The 5,199-nt window shown below is 40.3% G+C and carries 4 protein-coding genes and 1 tRNA gene; 1 reads left to right on the forward strand and 4 read right to left on the reverse strand.

What is annotated here, in order from left to right; translation table 11 throughout:
• Positions 1–123 precede the first annotated feature (123 nt).
• The 4 genes from ADH31_RS01765 to ADH31_RS01780 form a co-directional block, all read right to left on the reverse strand.
• Positions 124–209 (reverse strand) — tRNA-Leu (locus ADH31_RS01765).
• Between the two features lie 79 nt (positions 210–288).
• Entirely contained in the window at positions 289–864 is a 576-nt protein-coding gene (locus ADH31_RS01770; protein ID WP_049508603.1) for a cysteine hydrolase family protein, read from the reverse strand.
• Complete coding sequence (codY, locus tag ADH31_RS01775; protein ID WP_049508606.1) at positions 864–1,652, reverse strand: GTP-sensing pleiotropic transcriptional regulator CodY; 789 nt, start codon at positions 1,650–1,652, stop codon at positions 864–866. The genes ADH31_RS01770 and codY overlap by 1 nt, the downstream gene beginning before the upstream one ends.
• 272 nt (positions 1,653–1,924) lie before the next feature.
• Complete coding sequence (locus tag ADH31_RS01780) at positions 1,925–3,502, reverse strand: DEAD/DEAH box helicase (RefSeq protein ID WP_049508609.1); 1,578 nt, start codon at positions 3,500–3,502, stop codon at positions 1,925–1,927.
• Positions 3,503–3,842: 340 nt separating this feature from the next.
• Between ADH31_RS01780 and ADH31_RS01785 the strand changes: the two genes are divergently transcribed.
• A complete protein-coding gene (locus ADH31_RS01785) occupies positions 3,843–5,159 on the forward strand; it encodes an FAD-containing oxidoreductase (RefSeq protein WP_049503099.1) in 1,317 nt (438 codons plus the stop codon).
• The last annotated feature ends 40 nt before the right edge of the window (positions 5,160–5,199 follow it).

The raw sequence follows: 5,199 nt of genomic DNA on the forward strand, positions 1-5,199 counted from the left end.
GTAGAGCCCACTCAACCACTGCGTCTTGCTCGACAATCCAAAGATAATTGAGAGGCTAGGACTTTTGTCCCAGCCTCTTTTTTATAAAAAAATAAAGAGCTAGCTAAGCTAACTCTTTTCCTATGCGGAGAGAGGGACTTGAACCCTCACGACCTAAAGCGGTCACAGGATCCTTAGTCCTGCGCGTCTGCCAATTCCGCCATCCCCGCGTCGATTACTTTACTAGTATATCAACTTTCATAAACTTTGTCAACACTTTTTTCAGATTTTTTCATTTTTTTAAATACATTATTCTTTGATTTCAACTAGATTTTCATCAAGGAGTTTCGCTCCTAATGTATTCTTAAAATGTCCTAGTGCAAACTGGTGGTTTTCAGGCCAAATAGATGCGACTGCTGGCTTGACAACTTCTATCTGATACCCAAGGTTATAGGCATCGATAGCCGTATGCAATACACAAATATCTGTGAGAACACCTGTTAAGATGACTGTATCCACACGTCGCTCTCTCAGACGAATATCCAAATCTGTTCCAGAAAAAGCCGAATAGTGACGTTTATCCATCCAGAAAACACGACTATCATGGGCCTCTTTCTGATAAAATTCAGCTAACTTACCATAGAGATTACGCCCGCTAGTCCCAATAATATTATGTGGCGGGAATAGTTTACTTTCAGGATGAAAAACATCATTATCTTCATGTGCATCGATTGTAAAAAAGATATAATCTCCACGATCAAATGCTAATCTAGTTACATGATTGATCGTCTCTGATATTGCTTGAGCCGGTGCTCCAGCTGTCAATTTTCCATGATCAGCAACGAAATCTTCTGTATAATCAATAGAAATAAGTGCCTTAGCCATTAATAGTCCCTCTTTTTCACTTCTTCAAAAATATCTGGAATTAAAACTTTGAGATAAGTTCCTTTCATACCAAGAGAACGACTTTCAATAATCCCTGCAGATTCAAGCTTTCGAAGGGCATTAACAATCACAGAACGCGTAATACCGATACGATCTGCAATGACTGAAGCTGTTAACTGACCTTCATTACCATTTAATTCAGCTAAAATAGCAGATACTGCACGCAATTCAGAATATGAAAGTGTATTGACCGCCATAGTCACTGCTGTGCGACGACGAATATTTTTCTCATCTTCTTCACGTTGGAAGTTCAAAAGCTGAATACCAACCACCGTGCTAGCAATCTCAACAAGGATCAAATCCTCATCTTCAAATTTCTTATCATTACGCCAGATAATCAAAGATCCCAAACGAATCCCAGAGACATGAATTGGAGCAATGGTTGTCAAACCTTCTGCGAAATCTGCACGACTCTCAACTGGAAAGATGCTTAATTCGTGATCTACAGTCAGATTTGCTTCTGTATCGTAAATCATGTTTGCACCTTGAATATAGTCCTCAGGAAAAATTTTTGATTGGAAAAATTGCTCTACACGATCATTATTAGTCTTGTAGCGCATAAAATATCCTAAAAGACGTCCCTTACTATTTAGGATACAAGCGTTGCAATCAATAATATCCGCTAATTGGCGTGTGATGGCATTATATGGAAGATCATCTTGTAATTTCTCCTCCGAACGCTTTAAGATTGATGTGATTTTTCTTGTTTTTTCTAATAAATGTGCCATTTTTCACCTCGTATTTAATCGCTCCCATTATATCATAAATTGACCATTATTTCAATAATTATCTGAAAATTGTTTATTGAATTGCAATTCATGACTGTTCGAAAATTTTTACTAGTTTTTTTAAATTTTCTTATTGACAGGATCCTAAATTTTTGATAACATAATATTACAAGATAACAAATATATAAATTCAACATCTCGTATTAGTAATTTAGTGACTCTCGGTCTCCTTATATATAAAAGCGATCCACCTCAGTGAACCGCTTTTTTTATTATTTATCGCCCTTGTTTCGAATAACAAAGCCTGTTTGCTTTTCGCTAGATGTTGTGCGAGGTTTTTTGTTGTCTTTACGGTAACGTTTTTCCTTGTCAAAGCGGTCGTTTTTGCGACTGCCTTTTTTGAAATCATCTCGACGTTCACCACGACGATTGTCGCGACGGCGGTCACGATCACGGCGGTCATCTCCACGACGACCTCCCTTACCTTTCCCACCGAAGCCATTACCTGAAGGTTTAAACGGTAGTGGTTTTTCACGCGCAATTTCAACTTCTGGAAGACTGTCTGGATCCTGAACCGTCAAGCTAAGGATGTACATTGCCAATTCTTCTGGACTGAATTCTGAAGCCAATTGACGAGCATCCTTACCAAACTTCTCAAAGTTGCTACGAATCTCCTCATTAGCAAAATCACGTTCAATTTTCTTAAGAGCTACTTGCTTCTTAGCTTGGAAGGCTTCTTCTGCACTTGCAGGTTTGAGACCTTTCATGCGTTTCTTAGTCAAGTTTTCGATGATTTGGAGATAACCCATCTCATTTGGTGCTACGAAAGTAATCGATTGACCTGACTTACCAGCACGACCTGTACGACCGATACGGTGAACATAGCTCTCTGGATCTTGTGGAATGTCGTAGTTATAGACATGAGTCACACCTGAGATATCCAAACCACGTGCTGCAACGTCTGTCGCAACTAAAACATCAAGGTTACCGTTTTTGAAGTCACGAAGGACGCGAAGGCGTTTGTTTTGGTCCAAATCTCCATGAATCCCTTCTGCACGGAAACCACGGATTTTCAGACCACGAGTCAACTCATCTACACGACGTTTGGTACGTCCAAATACGATTGCCAGTTCTGGTTGCTCTACGTCCATGAGACGAGTCATGGTGTCGAATTTTTCTTGTTCTTTGACACGGATATAGTACTGGTCAACCAATTCTGTTGTTAACTCTTTAGCCGCAATCTTCACATGCTCAGGTTCTTTCATAAACTGAACACCGATACGTTTGATGGCATCTGGCATAGTTGCTGAGAAAAGCAAAGTTTGACGCCTTTCAGGGACACGAGAAATGATAGCTTCAATGTCTTCAAGGAAGCCCATGTTAAGCATTTCATCCGCTTCATCAAGGATAAGAGTTTCAATATCTTGTAATTTCAAGGCCTTGCGTTTAATCAAGTCCAAAAGACGACCCGGTGTTCCCACCACGATATGGGCACCAGATTTAAGAGCCTTAATTTGTTTTTCAATGCTTGATCCACCATATACTGAGCGGACTTTGACACCCTTGCTACGACCAAAGCGGAAGAGTTCTTCCTGACTTTGCACAGCTAGTTCACGAGTTGGAGCAATCACCAAAGCTTGAATAGTTGCTTCTTCTGTACGGATTTTTTCAAGTGTTGGCAAACCAAAGGCAGCAGTTTTTCCTGTACCAGTTTGGGCTTGTCCGATAACATCTTTTCCTTCAAGAGCCAAAGGAATGGTTTGCTCTTGGATAGGACTTGCTTCTACAAATCCTGCTTTTTCAATTTCTGCCAATAAATCAGCAGAAAGATTAAATTCATTAAATTTCACGTTATTCTTCTTTCTAAAGATGGTGCGAAGCCATCCTATAGCGCTTAGTTTATACTTTTCTTGTCATGACGTACTTTCATATCTTTTATGAAAGACCGCGTTGCTTCTTTTCCACTAAAGAAAAGTACTGCTTTTTTGCAACTTATCTAGTATAACACAAGAGAGGGCCAAAAGATAGTCTAACCACTTGATTAAAACATGTAAACGATTTTTCTATTTTTTGAACTTGATTCCCGAAAGCTTTCGTTAGACTATTTTAGTCCAATATTTTTTCCCGTAGCAGATTTGTGCAAAAGTTTTTTTCTTGTGCTAGAATGAAATCAAATAGGAGGATTTAAAAATGTTAACATACGATTTAATTGTAATTGGATTTGGTAAAGCCGGTAAGACTTTGGCTGCTAAGATGAATGCGGCTGGTAAGAAAGTTGCTGTCATCGAGCGCAGTAAAGCGATGTATGGTGGTATTTGCATTAATTTTGCTTGTATCCCAACCAAGACTATGATTGTAGCAGCTGAAAAGGGCTGGTCATTTGACGATACCATGAAAGAGCGTGGTGCGGTGACTGGTCGTCTTAACGCTAAGAATTATAAAATGTTGGCAGACAATGGCGTTGATGTCATTGATGCAGAGGCACATTTCGTGTCAAATAAGGTCATCGAAGTAGTGGCTGGTGATGACCGCCAAGAGCTTACGGCTGAAACTATTGTCATCAATACAGGTGCTGTGTCTAATGTCTTGCCGATTCCTGGGTTGACAACAACTGAGCATGTCTACGATTCAACTGGTATTCAAACCCTTGAAGCCTTGCCAAAACGTTTAGGTGTCTTAGGTGGTGGTAATATCGGTCTTGAATTTGCTGGCCTTTATAACCGTTTGGGTAGCCAAGTGACTGTCTTGGATGCAGCGACTAGCTTCTTGCCACGTGTGGAGCCATCTATTGCTAAGTTGGCTAAGGAATACATGGAAGAGGACGGCATTGTCTTTGAGCAAGGTGTTAAAACTTCCGAAGTTAAGAATGACGGTGATGAAGTTGTCGTTGTTACTGATAAAGGAGACTTCCGTTTTGATGCACTCCTTTATGCGACAGGACGCAAGCCTAATATTGAACCTCTTCACTTGGAAAACACCGATATTGCCTTGACTGAGCGTGGTGGTATCCAGGTTAATAAGCATTTGGAAACAAGCGTTCCAGGTGTCTTTGCAGTAGGTGATGTCAATGGTGGTCTTCAATTCACTTATATTTCATTAGATGATTTCCGTATTGTCTTTAATTACTTGACAGGGGATGGTAGCTATAATCTTGAAACACGTGGAGCTGTTCCAACCGCTATGTTCCTCAACCCACCTTTGGCACAAGTTGGTCTTACTGAAGACCAAGCCAGAGCAGCAGGTGGACCAGTTGCTGTCAAGGAACTTCCAGTTGCTGGCATGCCTCGTGGTCATGTTAATGGCGATTTGCGTGGTGCCTTCAAAGCTGTGGTAAACCCTGAAACTAAGGAAATCTTGGGTGTGACCCTCTTTGGTCAAGAATCTCATGAAATTATCAATTTGATTACTCTTGCTATGAACCATCATATCCCATACACAGATTTGGCTAAACAAATCTTTACTCACCCAACTATGGCTGAGAACCTAAACGATTTGTTTGCGATTTAATACTCTTCGAAAATCAAATTCAAACCACGTCAGCTTCACC

Origin of the sequence: Streptococcus pseudopneumoniae (genome assembly GCF_001072375.1) — a bacterium.
Taxonomy (GTDB): domain Bacteria; phylum Bacillota; class Bacilli; order Lactobacillales; family Streptococcaceae; genus Streptococcus; species Streptococcus pseudopneumoniae_L.